Source organism: Arthrobacter phoenicis, from assembly GCF_047238215.1.
Classification (GTDB): Bacteria; Actinomycetota; Actinomycetes; order Actinomycetales; family Micrococcaceae; genus Arthrobacter.
This window is the reverse complement of record NZ_JBDFMK010000001.1, coordinates 3,634,422-3,650,772: the sequence shown is the minus strand read 5'-3', so window position 1 is coordinate 3,650,772 and position 16,351 is coordinate 3,634,422. Positions and strand designations below refer to the sequence as shown.

Annotated in this window: 18 protein-coding genes; 11 read left to right on the top strand and 7 right to left on the bottom strand. The window is 70.0% G+C overall.

The features are described 5' to 3' along the window. Positions 1-43 precede the first annotated feature (43 nt). Positions 44-1,477: a class I adenylate-forming enzyme family protein gene (locus tag ABC337_RS17310; RefSeq protein ID WP_412882919.1), complete on the top strand. Its 1,434-nt coding sequence runs from the start codon at positions 44-46 to the stop codon at positions 1,475-1,477. Next, complete coding sequence (locus tag ABC337_RS17305) at positions 1,470-2,672, top strand: thiolase family protein (RefSeq protein WP_412882920.1); 1,203 nt, start codon at positions 1,470-1,472, stop codon at positions 2,670-2,672. The genes ABC337_RS17310 and ABC337_RS17305 overlap by 8 nt, the downstream gene beginning before the upstream one ends. Here ABC337_RS17305 and ABC337_RS17300 read toward each other — a convergent pair. Genes ABC337_RS17300 through ABC337_RS17290 form a run of 3 tightly spaced genes read right to left on the bottom strand, consistent with a single transcriptional unit; the run spans position 2,669 to position 4,733 of the window. Further along, positions 2,669-3,295 (bottom strand): energy-coupling factor transporter transmembrane component T family protein, encoded by a 627-nt coding sequence (locus ABC337_RS17300; protein ID WP_412882921.1) that lies wholly within the window; start codon positions 3,293-3,295, stop codon positions 2,669-2,671. The genes ABC337_RS17305 and ABC337_RS17300 overlap by 4 nt on opposite strands. Then, positions 3,292-4,002: an energy-coupling factor ABC transporter ATP-binding protein gene (locus tag ABC337_RS17295; RefSeq protein ID WP_412882922.1), complete on the bottom strand. Its 711-nt coding sequence runs from the start codon at positions 4,000-4,002 to the stop codon at positions 3,292-3,294. Before ABC337_RS17295 ends, ABC337_RS17300 begins: the two co-directional genes overlap by 4 nt. Beyond that, entirely contained in the window at positions 3,999-4,733 is a 735-nt protein-coding gene (locus tag ABC337_RS17290) for a biotin transporter BioY (RefSeq protein ID WP_412882923.1), read from the bottom strand. The genes ABC337_RS17295 and ABC337_RS17290 overlap by 4 nt, the downstream gene beginning before the upstream one ends. Before the next feature lie 274 nt (positions 4,734-5,007). Here ABC337_RS17290 and ABC337_RS17285 point away from each other — a divergent pair, with 274 nt between their 5' ends. Then, positions 5,008-6,606, top strand: coding sequence for an ABC-F family ATP-binding cassette domain-containing protein (locus tag ABC337_RS17285; protein ID WP_412882924.1), 1,599 nt, complete (start codon positions 5,008-5,010; stop codon positions 6,604-6,606). Positions 6,607-6,774: 168 nt separating this feature from the next. Here ABC337_RS17285 and ABC337_RS17280 read toward each other — a convergent pair whose 3' ends face one another. The 3 genes from ABC337_RS17280 to ABC337_RS17270 are packed head-to-tail and all read right to left on the bottom strand — an operon-like array spanning position 6,775 to position 8,369. After that, complete coding sequence (locus ABC337_RS17280) at positions 6,775-7,656, bottom strand: SURF1 family cytochrome oxidase biogenesis protein (RefSeq protein WP_290258901.1); 882 nt, start codon at positions 7,654-7,656, stop codon at positions 6,775-6,777. Then, the gene (locus tag ABC337_RS17275; protein WP_412882925.1) at positions 7,657-7,917 is read right to left on the bottom strand and encodes a hypothetical protein; all 261 of its coding nucleotides are present in this window, start codon (positions 7,915-7,917) and stop codon (positions 7,657-7,659) included. Further along, positions 7,914-8,369, bottom strand: coding sequence for a DUF3099 domain-containing protein (locus ABC337_RS17270; protein ID WP_412882926.1), 456 nt, complete (start codon positions 8,367-8,369; stop codon positions 7,914-7,916). Before ABC337_RS17270 ends, ABC337_RS17275 begins: the two co-directional genes overlap by 4 nt. Before the next feature lie 133 nt (positions 8,370-8,502). On the opposite strand from ABC337_RS17270, the gene ABC337_RS17265 reads away from it, so the two are divergent. From ABC337_RS17265 to ABC337_RS17250, 4 genes are all read left to right on the top strand, one after another. Continuing rightward, positions 8,503-9,228 carry a beta-ketoacyl-ACP reductase gene (locus tag ABC337_RS17265; RefSeq protein WP_412882927.1) on the top strand — a complete coding sequence of 242 codons (726 nt, stop codon included), beginning with the start codon at positions 8,503-8,505 and terminating at the stop codon, positions 9,226-9,228. A gap of 168 nt (positions 9,229-9,396) precedes the next feature. Further along, entirely contained in the window at positions 9,397-9,816 is a 420-nt protein-coding gene (locus ABC337_RS17260) for an Hsp20/alpha crystallin family protein (protein ID WP_412882928.1), read from the top strand. A 209-nt stretch (positions 9,817-10,025) separates the two neighbouring features. Beyond that, the gene (locus ABC337_RS17255; RefSeq protein WP_412882929.1) at positions 10,026-10,781 is read left to right on the top strand and encodes an SDR family oxidoreductase; all 756 of its coding nucleotides are present in this window, start codon (positions 10,026-10,028) and stop codon (positions 10,779-10,781) included. Between the two features lie 101 nt (positions 10,782-10,882). Next, positions 10,883-12,325 carry an IS30 family transposase gene (locus ABC337_RS17250; protein WP_487247082.1) on the top strand — a complete coding sequence of 481 codons (1,443 nt, stop codon included), beginning with the start codon at positions 10,883-10,885 and terminating at the stop codon, positions 12,323-12,325. Between the two features lie 98 nt (positions 12,326-12,423). On the opposite strand, the gene serB is transcribed toward ABC337_RS17250, so the two are convergent. Further along, positions 12,424-13,320 (bottom strand): phosphoserine phosphatase SerB, encoded by an 897-nt coding sequence (gene serB, locus ABC337_RS17245; RefSeq protein WP_412882930.1) that lies wholly within the window; start codon positions 13,318-13,320, stop codon positions 12,424-12,426. Between the two features lie 201 nt (positions 13,321-13,521). Here serB and ABC337_RS17240 point away from each other — a divergent pair, with 201 nt between their 5' ends. The 4 genes from ABC337_RS17240 (at position 13,522) to ABC337_RS17225 (ending at position 16,350) form a co-directional block, all read left to right on the top strand. Further along, positions 13,522-14,307, top strand: a complete 786-nt coding sequence (locus ABC337_RS17240) for an ABC transporter ATP-binding protein (protein WP_412882931.1) — start codon at positions 13,522-13,524, stop codon at positions 14,305-14,307. Between the two features lie 19 nt (positions 14,308-14,326). Then, positions 14,327-15,112, top strand: a complete 786-nt coding sequence (locus ABC337_RS17235) for a sulfite exporter TauE/SafE family protein (protein ID WP_412882932.1) — start codon at positions 14,327-14,329, stop codon at positions 15,110-15,112. A gap of 1 nt (position 15,113) precedes the next feature. Then, the gene (locus ABC337_RS17230; RefSeq protein WP_412882933.1) at positions 15,114-15,920 is read left to right on the top strand and encodes a TrmH family RNA methyltransferase; all 807 of its coding nucleotides are present in this window, start codon (positions 15,114-15,116) and stop codon (positions 15,918-15,920) included. Between the two features lie 172 nt (positions 15,921-16,092). Further along, on the top strand, positions 16,093-16,350 hold the full coding sequence (locus ABC337_RS17225) for a type B 50S ribosomal protein L31 (protein ID WP_290258891.1): 258 nt from the start codon (positions 16,093-16,095) through the stop codon (positions 16,348-16,350). The last annotated feature ends 1 nt before the right edge of the window (position 16,351 follow it).

The window sequence follows — 16,351 nt, the reverse complement described above, 5'->3', positions numbered from 1 at the left end:
GGTCCTGCCCGCGCGGGGGTGCCGTCCCGGTAAAGTTGCCCCGATGCCTTTTCTCGACCGACTCCAGCGCTGGGCCGACCTCCGCCCCGACGACACCGCCGTCGTCGTCGGCGGCGCGCGGCTGACCTGGGCGCAGCTGCGGGACGAGGCCGCCGGCCTGGTTGCGTCGGCGCCGCCGGTATCCGTGCTGGCCGAACCCAACTCCACCGGTTTCGTCGCGGCGTTCGCCGCCGCCGTCGCGGGATCCCGTCGCTGCGCCGTCCTGGACGCCACGTGGCCGGAGGCGTTGCGCGCCGCCATCACGGAGCGGATCGGGGAGTACGCCGGCGGCCAGCCCAACGATTCCGACCCTGCTGCCGGTGGCGCCTCCGCCGGCGACCTGGTCGACGGGCCGCCCGACACCCCGTTCCTGATCGGGCTGACCTCCGGCACCACGTCCCTGCCCAAGGCCTTCACCCGGTCCCGCCGGTCCTGGCAGGTCTCCTTTGAGTCCTCGATTGAGTTCTTCGGCCTTCGGCCCGCCGACCGGACACTCGCGCCCGGGACCATGGCCGCCAGCCTGAACCTCTACGCGCTGGCCGAGTGCCTCTACGCCGGCACCGAGTTCCACACCCTGACCGGCTTCGACGTCGGCGACGCCCACGCCGCCATCAGCCACGACGGGATCACCCGGCTGGTCCTGGTCCCCACCATGCTGCGGCTGCTCAGCGAACGCGGCCTGGCCGGCGGCGTGGATGCTTCCGGGCTGCGCAGCATCATCTGCGCCGGCTCGAAGCTGGACGCCCGCACCCTTGAGGCCGCCCGGCGCTGGGCCCCCAACGCCACCATCTTCGAGTACTACGGCGCGGCGGAACTAAGCTTCGTGGCCGGCGGCGGCCTCTGCCCGGGCGGCTCCGCGGCGGCCCCGCCCGCCGGGACCCTGATCGGCACGCCGTTTCCCGGCGTCGAACTCAGCGTCCTGGACGAGGTTGGGAACCCGGTCCCGGACGGAACCCCCGGCGACGTCTGCGTGCGCAGCGGCATGGTCAGCGACGGCTACCTCTGGGGCGACGACGGCGCGGCCCTCCGGACCGTGAACGGCTGGTACACCGTCGGCGACCAGGGCTACCTCCAGGACGGTGCCCTGCACCTGCTGGGACGCCGGTCCGAGATGATCAACACCGCCGGCACCAACGTCTACCCGCACGAGGTGGAGCTGGCCCTCGCCTCCATTCCCGGTGTCGCGTCCGCCGTCGCGGCTGGACAAGCCGACGAGGTCCGCGGGCAGCGGCTGGTGGCGGGCGTCGTTCCGGCCCACGGCGGTCTATCCGCCACGCAGCTGCGCACCGGGCTGGAGTCAATGCTGCCGCGCAGCAAACGTCCCCTGGACTACTACCTCCTGGCGGAACTGCCGCTGACGGACCGCGGCAAGCCCAGCCGGGCGCTGCTGTTGTCCTGGATTGCCGACGGCGACCCGCGGGCCCGGCGCCTTGGCTGAGCCGTGCCCGGCGCTGCCCCCGGAGCGGCAGCCGGTGATCATCGGGGCGCTCCGCACTCCTGTACGCCGTGCCCACGGCGCGTTCGGCCGGCTCGAGGCGCACCGGCTCCTCGCCCCCGTCCTGGGCCGGCTGCTGGCCGACGCCGGCGTCCCCGCCGCGCAGGTCAGCGATGTCGTGATCGGCAACGCGGTGGGCGGCGGCGGGAACGTCGCGCGGCTCGCCGCCCTCGAGGCTGGCCTTCCCGTTACCGTGCCCGGCCTCACCGTCGACCGCCAGTGCGGCTCCGGTCTGGACGCGATCGTGCTGGCCTCCCGCCTGGTCGCTGCCGGGGACGGCACGGAGCTATACCTGGCCGGCGGCGTGGAAAGCATTAGCGCCGCGCCGCTGCGCGCCCGCCGCGGCCCGGACGGCAAACCCGTCTTTTACCGCCGCGCCCGGTTCGCGCCGGAGCGGTTCGGCGACCCTGACATGGGCGCCGCCGCCGAGAACGTGGCGGAGGCCTGCGGCGTCGGCCGGGAGCGGCAGGACGAGTTCGCGCTCCGCAGCCACCGCCGGGTCCTGGCGGCCGCCGCGGCGGGAGCCTTCGACGCCGAAACCGTCCCGGTGGACCTGCAGCCGCACGGCGGGACCGGCACGGTGACCGACGACGACGGGCCGCGCGCCTCCCTGACACCGGCCGTCCTCGCCCGTTTCCCGGCCGCGTTCGTTTTCGGCGGGACGGTCACGGCCGGGAACTCCTGCTTCGACGCGGACGCCGCGTCCGCCGTCGTGGTCACCTCCCTGGCCCGCGCCCGTGAGCTGGGCGCCCACGACGGGCTGCTGGTGCTCGGCACGAACACAGCGGGGGTGGACCCACGGCTCCTGGGCCTGGGCGCCGCCGACGCGGCGGCCCGGCTGCTGGACCGGACCGGAACAGTGGCGGACGCGGTGGACCTGGTGGAATTCAACGAGGCCTTCGCGTCCCAGACCCTGGCTTGCCTGGACCGGCTGGGCATCGACGCGAACCGCGCCAACCGGGACGGGGGAGCCCTGGCACTGGGCCACGCCTACGGAGCGTCCGGGGCCGTGCTCGTGACCCGGCTGCTCGCCCAGGCACGGCGCGCCGGCACAGACGGTCAACTGGCGCTGGCGATGATCAGCATCGCCGGCGGCATGGGCACGGCGGCACTGTTCCGCTACCGGAGGCTCGCCTAGCCGGCGTCGGCGTCGCCCAGGCCGCGGGCGGCCAGCGCCTCACCGGTCTGCCGGGCGAAGGCCACCGTGGTGATGAAGACCGGCAGGACCAAAGCCCGGGGATTGCGCTCCAGGCCGCGGGCCCGGGCGGAGTCCCGGACGTCGGCGAACGCCCCGGCGATGAAGGGGATGCTGCGCACCATGATGGCGATCGTCAGCGCGAAGCGCTCCGGATCCGCGCCGAACCGTTCCAACGGCCGGGCGAGGGAGGCGGCGCCGTCCAGCAGCTCCCGCACCGGGGTCGTGGCCGTCACGATCGAGGCCGCCACCACGCAGACCAGCACATTCAGCACGATCCGCGCCGCGGTGGGGCCGCCCAGCTGCCACCACTGGAACGCGCTCACCAGCGCCAGTACCGGCAGCACCGGACGGACCGCCGTCGCCAGCCGCCGGACCCCGGCACCGCTGGCCAGGAAGACGGCGGACAGCAGGGCCAGGGCTGCCGCGGACACGGCCCAGTCGGAGACCAGCCAGGACCCCGCGCCGCAGAGCAGCACCAGCAGGAACTTCGTCCACAACGGGGCACGGTGCACCATCGAGCGGCCGGGAACGTAGCCGGCCAGGAGGAAGCCGTGGCCCCTCACGGCCGCGCCGGCATCCCGCACAGGGCGCGGTAGCGGTCCACCGCCGCCGGCGCCGCACCGTCGAAGACGACCGTCCCGGCGTCGATCACCAGCACGCGGTCCATGTCCGCCGCGATCTCCAGGTCGTGGGTGGAAAGGACCACCTGCTGCCCGAGTCCGGCCAGGGTGGTACGCAGCAGCTCACGGTTCCGCAGATCCAGCAGCGTGGACGGCTCGTCCAGCACCAGGATCTCCGGCTCCACGGCCAGCACGGCGGCCAAAGCCGCGAGTTGCCGCTCCCCGCCGGAGAGTTCGTAGACGCTCTGGTCCGCCAGGCCCAGCAGGCCGAAACGGTCCAGCACAGCTTCGGCCCTGGCATGCCGTTCCGCGCCGTTGCGCACCAGGCGGCGCAGCGAGAGCTCCACGTCCTCCCGCGGCGTGGGCATCACCAGCTGGGAGAGCGGGTCGGTGAAGACGAATCCCACCCGGCGGCGCACCGCCCGCACCTCCCGGGCCGTATCCAGGCCGCCCACGGTGACCCGGCCCGCGGTGGGAAGCACCAGGCCGTTCAGCAGCCGCAGCAGCGTCGACTTCCCCGACCCGTTGGCGCCGATGATCCCGATCCGGTGCTCGGCCAGGGTCAGCGCGGGCAGCTCCAGCAGGGTCTTCGGTTCGGCCCGGCCATCGACGTCAATCCGGACCGCGGGACGGTCCAGGACGATGCTCACGGCCGGGCGGCGCCGCGCCGCACCCGGCGCAGCAGCAGGTCCGGAAACGCCCGGTGCAGGGCCACGGCGATGATCACGGCGAGGACGTTCTTGATGATGTCCCCGGGGTAGAACGGCAGGTCTGCCAGGAACGCAGCCGTCAGGCTCAGCTTGGCGTTGACCATCATGCCCAGGATGCCCAGGCCGTGGATGAAGACGATGCTGGCGGCCATGGCGGCGCAGAACAGCAGCACCGGGCGCAGTGTGCCGCGTCGGCCCGCAGCCGCTACCGCGGAGGTCCGGCGGAGGACGACGGCGGTCAGGGCGCCGACGGCGGTGGCGCCGAACAGGAAGCCGATGATGTAGCCGCCGGAGGGGCCGGCCAGCACGCCGAGGCCGGCGCGGCCGCCGCTGAAGATGGGCAGGCCCGCGAAGCCCAGCAGCAGGTAGAGGCCGACGGCGGCGAACGCCCGGGCCGGCCCCAGGGCCAGTCCGGTGAGGATGACGGCCAGCGTCTGCAGGGTGATGGGTACGCCGAGCCCGCTTACCGGGATGGCCGCGACCAGGGCGGATCCCGCCACCAGGGCGGCAAAGACGGCCACCAGGGCCAGGTCGGTGGCGTCCCAGCGGCGGCGTGCGGCGGGTGCCACAGCGGTTCCGGCAGTGCCGTCACCAGTGGATGACTGAACGGCTGGTGAGGGCGCCGCCGCGGGGGTGCCGGTCGGGGCGGAGGTGTTCTCGGTGCTGGCCATGCTGTGTCCTGTTCGTCACGGAATTCGGGTCCTGACTCCGACGGTACGTCCTGCGCGGGGACCCGTTTTTGTAGCCCCTCCACTAGTGGTGGGCCCCGGCGCTGGGGGACTCCGCCAAAGGTGGCCAGCCTGGCCGCCCACCGCTCCGATGCGGGCCGTCGGGGGTGCTGCCGGTAGACTGGGAAAGGCCGTGTTCTCGGCCCCACCGCCCCGGCGCCTTGCAGGCATGACCGCCGCGCCGCGGCGTTCCCTGTTGTGAAAGGCCTTAGCTGCATTGATTACCGTCCAGGATCTCGAACTGCGCGCCGGCGCCCGCCTCCTTATGGACCAGGTGAGCTTCCGGATCGACAAGGGAGACAAGATCGGCCTCGTAGGCCGAAACGGTGCAGGTAAGACCACGCTGACCCGTGTGCTCGCCGGCGAGGGGCTGCCGGCGGCCGGCAAGGTGACCCGCAGCGGCGAAATCGGCTACCTGCCGCAGGATCCCCGCACCCCGGACATGGAGCAGCTGGCCCGCGACCGGATCCTCTCCGCCCGCGGCCTGGACATCGCCGTCGGCAAGCTCCGCACCGCGCACGAGGAAATGGCCAGCGACGACCCTGCCATCCAGCGCAAGGCCATGAACCGCTACGACCGGTTGGAGTCCGAGTTCCTCGCCGCCGGCGGGTACGCCGCCGAGGCCGAGGCCGCCGCGATCTGCTCCAACCTCGCCCTGCCGGACCGGCTGCTGAACCAGCCACTGAAGACCCTGTCCGGTGGCCAGCGCCGCCGCGTGGAGCTGGCCCGCATCCTGTACTCGGACGCCGAGACCATGCTCCTGGACGAACCGACCAACCACCTCGACGCCGACTCGATCGCCTGGCTCCGGGACTTCCTCAAGAACCACCAGGGCGGCCTGATCGTCATCAGCCACGACACCGAGCTGCTCGAAGCCACGGTGAACAAGGTGTTCCTGCTCGACGCCAACCGCGCGCAGATCGACATCTACAACATGGACTGGAAGCGCTACCTGACCCAGCGCGAGACCGACGAGCGGGCCCGCAAGCGCGAACGCGCCAACGCCGAAAAGAAGGCCCAGGTCCTGATGGACCAGGCCAACAAGATGCGTGCCAAGGCCACCAAGGCGGTTGCCGCGCAGAACATGGCCAAGCGCGCCGAGCGCCTCCTCGGCGGCCTCGAGGCGGTCCGCGAGAACGACCGGGTGGCCGCCCTGCGCTTCCCGGACCCGTCGCCCTGCGGCAAGACCCCGCTCACCGCTGACGGGCTCAGCAAGTCCTACGGCTCCCTGGAGATCTTCACCGACGTCGACCTCGCGATCGACCGCGGCTCCAAGGTGGTCATCCTGGGCCTCAACGGCGCCGGCAAGACCACCCTGCTGCGGATGCTCGCCGGGGTGGACAAGCCGGACACCGGCAAGGTGGTCGCCGGCCACGGCCTCAAGGTGGGCTACTACGCCCAGGAACACGAGACCCTGGACGTCGACCGCACCGTCCTGCAGAACATGCGCTCCGCGGCGCCGGACATGAACGACTCCGAGGTCCGCGGCATCCTGGGCTCGTTCCTGTTCTCCGGGGACGACGTCGACAAGCCCGCCGGCGTGCTCTCCGGCGGTGAGAAGACCCGACTGGCGCTGGCCACCATCGTGGCCTCCAGCGCCAACGTGCTCCTCCTCGACGAGCCCACCAACAACCTGGACCCCGCCAGCCGCGGCGAAATCCTCGGCGCCTTGCGCAACTACACGGGCGCCGTCGTCCTGGTCAGCCACGACGAGGGGGCCGTCGAGGCGCTGAACCCGGAGCGGGTAGTCATGCTGCCCGACGGCGTCGAGGACCTCTGGAACGAGGACTACCTGGACCTGATCACGCTGGCTTAGGCTGCCGTCCCCGGTCGCTTTCGCGGCCCGGCTCGCCCGATTTGCCGCGTGCTCGCTCGTTCCTCGCTTAGACGCACGCTACGCAAATCAGCCGTGCCGATCCGCTAGCGTGCACCGCACCTTGCGCTTGGGCCCCAATCACGGGATCGGAAGCCATGCTGTCCTCGCTCAGAAGCCCTGGGCGTCCAGGATGGCGTCTTCCTCTTCCTCGGCCGTGGCGTTCTTCCGCTTCCGGGGAGCCGGACGACGGCGGGGCGCATTCGCGGCCGAGTGGTACGCCGCCTCGCCCCGGGCCTCTGCCTCCTCGGCGTCTTCGGCGTCGATCGCGGCGTTGCGCGCCTGCTGCCGGGCCGCGTAACCGAAAGCGAAGAACATCAGCACGCCGAACGCGAACCACTGCAGCGAGTAGGACAGGTGGGTGCCCTCGTCCGTGGACGGCTTCGGGAAGCCCAGCGGCATGGTCGCGGCCGCAGGGCTCTCGCTGGCCACCTGTCCGTACGCGCCGGTCAGCACCGGGTAGCCCAGCTGTCCGGCGTACGTGGGCAGGTCGATGGAGGCCAGCTGCCCCTCCGGGGCCCCGCGCTGCAGGGTCGGCTCCGAAGGCTTGAGCCGGGCGACGACCGTGACGTTGCCTTCGGGCGGCGCCGGCACCGAGTCCGGACTGCCGGGGGTCTTGTTGCCGATCGGCAGCCAGCCGCGGTCGATCACCACGGTGTCGCCGTTGTCGAGCTTCAGCGGGACGACCACCTCGTAGCCGGGCTGGCCGTTCAGGGGCCGGTTTCGCACCACCCGCTGGCCCGCGGTGTCGTAAACGCCGTGCAACTCCACCTGCGTCCATTCGCGCTCCGGATCCAGCCGGACAAACTCATTACGTACCTCGGTGAACGGCAACGGGGTGGCCGAGTAGTTCGAGACGACGCGGTTGATCTCGGCCAGCGTCTCGGCCCGGCGGTCCATCTGCCAGCGGCCCAGAAACACGCAGGCCGTGGCGAAGATGGCGGCCAGCAGCAAATAGCCCAGCCATTTGCTGGAAAAGAGAAAGCGGTACATTCAGGCGGCCCCGCCCGGGGTCGCGGGGGACTCGTCAGTCACGAGGGGGAGGGTTTCCTTCCAGAGGCCGCGGGTCCGGAGGTAATCCTCCAGCCACTCGCGGTGGTCCCCGCATGCCAGCCAGGTCTTGCGCCGGTCGGGGGTGTGGATCTTCGGGTTGTTCCAGAGCAGCCGCCATTGTGCCTCGGCACGGCACGCCTTGCGCGAGCAGATGGCGGTCTCCGGCGCGGCGGTCCCGCCGGCCAGGTCGAGGAGGTTCATGAAGCGGCCCGTCTGTGGTTCTCGTCGTCATCGTCGTCGTCGATGATCTCGCCCTGGAGCAGGGTGACCGGCCCGTCGTCGGGCATGTCGCCGAAGGACTCCGCCGGCGGCGGCCCCTCCAACTGGCCCAGCGGCACGTAGTCGATCAGCGACTCGCTGTGCACCTCCGCCTGGTCGTTGCCGTTGGCGACCACCACCGCGAACCAGGGCAGGAACACGGCCCCGATCACCGGAAGGATCTTGAACCAGCCGTCCACCACGAAGATCAGAACCAGGCAGACCATGCGGATGCCCATAGCCAGGGCATACTTGACCATCCGCGAACGCATCTCTTCCGAGTGGGCGGTGGCGGCGTCGGTGATGCTGTGGACCTCGGTGTCCTCGAAGTCCTCGCCGGGCGTGGTGCCGCCGGGCCGGTTCTTGTTTGTCACAGCTGTCAGATCACGCTCCATAGGCTCACCGTCAATTCTCGCACCATCGGCGGAAGCGCCCAAACGGCGCCGGGCCCTGAACACTGGCTAAGATCGAAGGCAGGAAACCCAGCCCCGAGCGGCGCCACTGAGCCGCAGAATCCCGGAGACCACCATGACCGAAGCAAGCTCCACGGGACGCAGCGTCCTCATCACCGGCGGCAACCGCGGCATCGGACTGGCCATCGCCGAGTCCTTCCTCGCCAACGGTGACAAGGTGGCCGTGACCTACCGCAGCGAATCCGCCCTGCCCGAGGGCATCCTGGGCGTCAAAGCTGACGTGACGGACGAGGCCTCCGTCGACGCGGCCTTCGCCGAGGTCGAGGCGGCCCACGGCCCGGTGGAGGTGCTGGTGGCCAACGCCGGCATCACCAAGGACACCCTGCTGATGCGGATGAGCGAGGACGACTTCACCTCCGTCATCGACACCAACCTCACCGGAGCCTTCCGCGTCATCAAGCGCGCCTCCAAGGGCATGATCCGGGCGCGCAAGGGCCGTGTGGTGCTGATCTCCTCCGTCTCGGGCCTCTACGGCGCCCCCGGCCAGATCAACTACTCCGCCTCCAAGGCCGGCCTCGTGGGCATCGCCCGCTCGCTGACCCGCGAACTCGGCGGCCGCGGCATCACCGCCAACGTGGTGGCCCCCGGCTTCATCAACACGGACATGACCGCCGAACTGCCGGAGGCCACCCAGAAGGACTACCTGACCAAGGTTCCCGCCGGCCGCTTCGCTGAGGCATCGGAGGTGGCCAACGTCGTCCGCTGGATCGCCAGCGACGAGGCCGCCTACATCTCCGGCGCCGTGATCCCGGTCGACGGCGGCCTCGGGATGGGCCACTAGCCTTACCCCCCGGGTACGTCCCGGAAGTGAACGACGGCGGCGCCGGACCCTGCGGGGGCCGGCGCCGCCGTCGGCCTTTTGGCCCTAGCCGCCCCGCCTGCGCCGTCATGTACTGGACGCACAGCCCCCACCACACCGAGGCGGGGCGTGCACCCAGGAGGAAAGATCGTGACCGAACTCAGCAAATGGGCTCCCTCGGACATGCTGGAACCCGTCCGCCGGTTCCTCGACGGTGATCTGTCCATGACGCCGTCCATGAAGGTCGAGCAGTTCCAGGACGGCAGCACCCTGGTGGTCCGCGCGGAGGTCCCGGGCATCGACCAGGACGAGGACGTGGACGTCTCGGTCAGCGACGGCATGCTGCACATCCGGGCCGAACGCGAGGAGAAGTCCGAGCACAAGAGCAAGAACGGCTACCGCTCGGAGTTCCGCTACGGCTCCTTCTCGCGGAGCGTCGCCCTGCCGGCCGGCGCGAAGGAAGAGGACATTACCGCCACCTACAAGGACGGGGTCCTCGAGGTCCGCGCCCCCGCACCGGTAACGGCCCCCGCGGAAGCCAGCAAAAAGATCCGGGTGGACCGGGGCTAGGTTTCCGGCGGTGTGATCCTACCGGGGGCCCGTCCCTCCGCGCGGGCGGCCGGGCCCGGCCAGCTTGTTCCGGGGACTCCGCGGACGGCCCCCGGAACTAGGCTGCTCCGGCTTCTTTGTGGGTCCCGTACAACCGCTTTGCCCGGCGTCGCTGGCATGATGGACAGCAGACCCCACGCAATTTGGATGGATGGAACAAAGGAGCTCGAATGGGACTGCTGGAGAACAAGACCGCGATCGTCACCGGTTCGTCGCGCGGCATCGGCGCTGACGTGGCGAAATTCCTGGCCGCCGAGGGTGCCGCCGTGATCGTGAACTACCGCCAGAAGGCACCGCGGGCCAACAAGGTCGTCGCGGAGATCGAGGCCGCCGGCGGGCGGGCCGCCGCTGTGGGGGCGGACCTGACCACCCAGGAAGGCGTCCAGGCCCTTGCCAGCGTCGCCATGGAAAACTTCGGCTCCCTGAACCTGCTGGTCCTCAACGCCTCCGGCGGCATGGAAAGCGGCATGGAGGAGGGCTACGCGCTCAAGCTCAACCGGGACGCCCAGGTCAACATGCTCAACGCCGCCGTGCCGCTGATGCCGGAGGGTTCCCGCGTCGTGTTCGTCACCAGCCACCAGGCCCACTTCATCGACACGGTGCCCACCATGCCCGAGTACGAGCCGGTGGCCCGCAGCAAGCGCGCCGGCGAGGATGCGCTGCGCGAGCTGGTCCCGAGCCTGGCCGACAAGGGCATCTCCCTGGTGGTCGTCTCCGGCGACATGATTGAGGGCACCGTCACCGCCACCCTGCTGGACCGCTCCAACCCCGGCGCCATCGAGGCCCGCCGCGCGGAGGCCGGCAAGCTGTACTCCGTCAACGAATTCGCCGCCGAGGTCGCCAAGATGGCCACCGCCGACGTCGAGAGCGGCCACACCGAGTACGTCGGCGGCTCCGACTACTTCGAGAAGAGCGGCAGCAACTAGCCACTTCTCCAGCGCGGAATCTTCCGCGGACACGGCAAAGGCCGGGGGGCGGGTTCTAGCGGTCGTTGCAACACCCAGAATTTTTGGGAGTTGCAACGACCGTGTCGTCTTTAACGGCAAAGCCACGAACCAGCAAGAGATACACCCAGGAACAGAAGGATCAGTTCTTTACCGTGTTTGACCGGCTGAGGAGCACGCGGGCAGCGGCCAGGGAGCTTGGATTCAGCCCGGATACGTGCGCTGCCTGGGTGCGTAAAGCTGGCTTGAAAGGTCAGGGGAAGCCGGGGGCGCGCCCGCACCAGGGACGGGACGAGTACTTCCGGTTGCGCGGTACCGGCTGGAGCCGGCGGGAGGCGGCCACGATGGTCGGCGTGCATCCCAGGACGGCGGCGGAGTGGGACCTTGGGATCCGTAAGTCCAACGGCCGACGTATTTACGCTGATGGTCGCATGGTCGATTACAAACGTGGTGTGACCACAATGACCACGCCCGCTGCCGGGCTCGGAATGGCGCCCGTTCCTGCGATGCCGGTGTCGGCGCTGGAGAAGACCATCGATTCGCGGTTTCTGAGTGTGCAGGAGCGGGAACTGATCCGGGATCTGCAGGCCGCAGGCTCCTCAATCAGGGCAATCGCCCAGGCGCTTGGTCGTGCGCCGTCATCGATCAGCCGGGAGCTGCGCCGGAACGCCGATGCGCGGATGGGGTATCTGCCGCACGGGGCTCACCGGAAAGCCGCCGCCCGCCGGAGACGCCCCAAGATGGCCAAGCTCGCGGGCGGGTCGGACCTGCGTGACTATGTGAAGGGGAAATTGCTCATACGCTGGTCACCGGAACAGATCAGCCACACACTGGTCGAGGAGTTCCCCGACAACCCGGAGATGCGCGTGAGTCCCGAGACGATTTACCAGTCCCTCTACGTCCAGGCGCGGGGCGGGCTTAAACGCGAAGTCCAGGCGGCGCTGCGCACCGGCCGGACCCGCCGTAAATCCCACCGGACAGGGGAACAACGCACCCCCAGGTTCGTGGATCCGATGGTCATGATTTCCGAGCGGCCACCAGAGGTCGAGGACCGCGCGGTGCCCGGGCATTGGGAAGGAGACCTCATCACCGGTGCGCTGAACCAGTCAGCGATCGGCACCCTGGTCGAACGCACCACCCGCTACGTCATGCTCGTCCACCTGCCCGGGAACCACACGGCCGAAACCGTCCGCGATGGACTCATCAACACCATGGCCGCCCTGCCGGCGCACCTGCGCGGCTCACTGACCTGGGACCAGGGAGCGGAAATGGCAGGGCACAAAACCTTCACCCTCGCCACCGACATGCAGGTCTACTTCTGCGACCCGGCCAGCCCATGGCAACGCGGCTCGAACGAAAACACCAACGGGCTGCTGCGCCAGTACTTCCCCAAAGGCACGGACCTTTCCGCCTACGGCCCCGAAGACCTCGAACACGTAGCCCAGGAACTCAACGGCCGCCCACGCAAAACGCTCGGCTGGAAAACTCCAGCCGAGCGTCTGCGTGATTTACTAATACCCACCTAACCAGCAGGTGTTGCAACGACCCCTAGAAACCGCCGGGCAGGCGCCCCGGCCTTTGCCGTGTCCGGTGTGTCCGGGATCAGACCCCAGTCAGACCCCGGTTAAACCCCCGCGATGTGCCGGACCGTGTCGAGGTAGGGCATGTCGACGGCGGCATTCGCCGCGGCGCGGACGGCGGGCTTGGCGTTGAACGCCACTCCGATGCCGGCGGCGCCGAGCATGTCCAGGTCGTTGGCGCCGTCGCCGACGGCGATCGTGTGCTCCAGCGGGATGCCCTCGGCCGCCGCCCACTCGCGGAGGTACTTTTCCTTGGCCGCCCGGTCGATGACGTCCCCGAGGACGCGGCCGGTGAGGGCGCCGTCGACGATTTCGAGTTCGTTGGCGATCCAATGGTCCAGCCCCAGGCCGGCCGCCAGCGGGCCGAGGATCTGGTTGAAGCCGCCGGAGACCACCGCCACGGCATGGCCGGCCGCCTTGAAGGCCGCCACCAGCTCTGCGGCCCCCTCGCTGAGGCTGACCTCGGCGCGGACATCGTCCACGACGGCAGCCGGCAGGCCGGCGAGCACGGCCACCCGGGCGTGGAGGCTCTGGGTGAAGTCCAGCTCGCCGCGCATCGCGGCCTCCGTCACGGCGGTCACCTCCTCGCGCTTGCCCGCGTACGCCGCCAGCAGTTCAATCACTTCCTGCTTGATCAGGGTCGAATCGACGTCCATGAGCAGGAGCTTCCGTGGTGCCGTCCGCAGCGCGTCCGGCACCAGGGCGGTGCCGAACCCGGCGCCGACGGCGGGGGAGACGGCCTCCCGCCGGCCGGCCAGTGCGGCGTCGGTCAGCGGTTCCGAGGTCGTGCACTCCGCGGTGTGGACCGTGTAGCGGCCGTCGCCTGCGGTGCTCTCGGCGGTGATGGCCAGTCCGGCGGCGGCCAGCGCGCCGCGGATCTGGCGGAGGTCGTCGTCGGACAGGGCGGGGCCGTAACTGACCGCGGTCACGTGGGAAATCATGGCCCCAATCCTATCGAGAGGGCGGGTGCCGGCCCGCATCCATGACGCCGCGAAGGAGCCGCGGTGACGCCGGTCACGGCACGGGCGGAGCGCTGCCGGGGCACCGGTCAGGCCACGGGGCCGGACCCGGACGTTGGCGCAGGGGGCGGTGCGCCGCTCCGGTTATCAATCGTCAGCTTTTTTGTCCTAGTGTCTACTCCTATGAGTGAAGTTCTTGAATTGGCCGCCGTCAGCGTTGTCCGCGGGGCGAAGACGCTCCTGGACAAGGTGGACTGGCAGGTCAAGGAGGGCGAACGCTGGGTGGTCCTCGGCCCCAACGGCGCCGGCAAGACCACGCTCCTGCAGGTCGCCGCGGCCCGCTTGCACCCCACCTCCGGCAAGGCCGGCATCCTCGACGAGGTCATGGGCGCCGTCGACGTCTTCGAACTCCGGCCCCGCATCGGCCTGTCGTCCGCGGCGCTGGCCAACCAGATCCCCGAGCACGAAAAGGTCCTCAACGTGGTCGTGACGGCCGCGTACGGGGTCACCGGCCGCTGGCGCGAGGGCTACGAGAAGGACGACGAGCGCCGCGCCTTCGCCCTGCTCAACGAGTGGGGGATGGGCCCGCTGCTCAACCGCCCCTTCGCTTCCCTCTCCGAGGGCGAACGCAAGCGCGTCCAGATCGCCCGCGCCCTGATGACGGACCCCGAACTGCTGCTCCTCGACGAGCCGGCCGCCGGCCTGGACCTCGGCGGGCGCGAGGACCTGGTGCAGCGGCTGAGCGAGCTCGCCGCGGACGAGGATGCCCCGGCCATCGTGCTGGTGACCCACCACCTCGAAGAGGTGCCGCCGGGCTTCACGCACGCTTTGCTGATCCGCGACGGCGGCATCGTCGCGGCCGGCCCGCTGCGCGAGACGCTCACCGCGGAGAATCTCGGCGAGACCTTCGGCGTCGAGCTGGATGTCACCGAAACCGGGGGCCGCTACACCGCCACCACCCGCCGCTAAGCGGGGTCCCTGAACGCGCGTGGACCTTCTTGGCAGCATCTTTGTCTTCTTCGCCGGCCTTTGGGCCGGGACCATCAACTCCGTCGTGGGCTCCGGCACGCTGGTGACCTTCCCGGTGCTGATCGCCCTCGGCTTCGCGCCGGTCACGGCCTCGATCAGCAACGCCACCGGACTGGTAGCCGGCAATGCCGCAGGCGCCTGGGGCTACCGCAAGGAACTCGCCGGCCGCCGCAGCCAGCTCATCCGCCTGCTCCCGGCCTCCCTGCTGGGCGGTATCACTGGCGCCTACCTGCTGCTGCACCTTCCCGAGGTGGTCTTCCAGTACGCCGCCCCGGCGCTGATCGTCCTGGCCCTGCTCATGGTGGCCTTCCAGCCCCGGCTGCAGCGCTGGGTGCAGAGCCGGGAATCGGACCCCGAAACCGCCGCCAGGGACAAGCGGCACAGCGTCCTGCTGGTGGTGCTGGTCTACCTGGCCGGGGTCTACGGCGGCTACTTCGTGGCCGCGCAGGGCATCCTCCTGGTCGGGATCCTCGGCGTCTTCATGGCGGGAACCATCCAGAACGCCAACGCCATGAAGAACATCCTGGTCCTCGGCGTGAACATCGTCGCGGCGGCGTCCTACCTGCTCTTCGCGTTCGACCGGATCAGCTGGCCGGCCGTGGCTCTGATCGCCGTCAGCTCCCTGATCGGCGGGTTCATTGGCTCCAAGGTGGGCCGCCGGCTCCCACCCAACGTGCTGCGCGGCGTCATCTTCACCCTTGGCCTGGTGGCCCTCGGGTTCATGATTGCGAAGCTGGTGAATTGAGATGCCCCTGCACCACCTCGAGTCCGCGGATGATCCCCGCGTCTCGGACTACACCCAACTGACCGACGTCCATCTCCGCAAGATCCGCGAACCCGCCGAGGGCCTCTACATCGCCGAGTCCTCCCGCGTGCTCCGCCGGGCCCTCGCCGCCGGCCACTGGCCCCGGTCCTTCTTCCTCGCGGAAAAGTGGCTGGCGGACCTGGCCGACGTCTTCGAGCAGTACCCGGACGTCCCGGTCTACGTTGGCCCGGCCGCCCTGCTGGAGGAGATCACCGGATTCCACCTGCACCGCGGGGCCATGGCCGCCATGCACCGGCCCGCCCCCGTGCCGCTGCCCGAACTGCTCGCCGGCGCCCGCCGCATCGCAGTGCTCGAAGACATCGTGGACCACACCAACGTCGGCGCCATCTTCCGCTCCGCCGCGGCCCTGGGCCTGGATGCGGTGCTGGTGACGCCGCGCTGCGGGGACCCGCTGTACCGCCGCAGCGTCCGGGTCAGCATGGGCACGGTCTTCCAGGTGCCCTGGGCGCGGCTGGAGAACTGGCCCGCGGACCTTGCCGTCCTCCGGGACCATGGCTTCACCGTGGCCGCCATGGAGCTCACGGACGACGCCGTCGACGTCGACGAACTCGCCGCCCGCAATCCGGAGAAGCTGGCGCTGGTTCTCGGCACCGAGGGTGCCGGCATGAGCCCGGAGACCCTCGCCGCCGTCGACCTCGCGGTGAAGATCCCGATGCGTCCCGGCGTGGATTCGCTCAACGTCGCCGCCGCCTCCGCCGTCGCGTTCTGGGAACTCCGCGCCCGTTGAGGCTGCACCCTGGCCTGCACCGGTGCCTGGCGCCGGCCCCGCGGCCCGGCGTTCGCGGGAGGTCCGGGACTGCGGTATCATTGACAGCTGGCCGTGCCGTGTGATCGGCATGCCAAATCCAACTCATACCTGGCAGCTGGCAAAATCCAGTTGCGCGAACAAAGGTCCAATTATGCAGGCAGATATCCACCCGAAGTACGAAGCTGTTGTTTTCAACGACCTGGCTTCCGGCGTCAAGTTCCTGACCAAGTCCACCGTGTCTTCCTCGAAGACCATCGAGTGGGAAGACGGCAACACCTACCCGGTCATCGACGTCGAAATCTCCTCCGAGTCCCACCCGTTCTACACGGGAAAGCAGCGCATCATGGACTCCGCAGGCCGCGTCGAGCGCTTCAACGCTCGCTTCAAGGGCTTCGGCGGCAAGAAGTAAT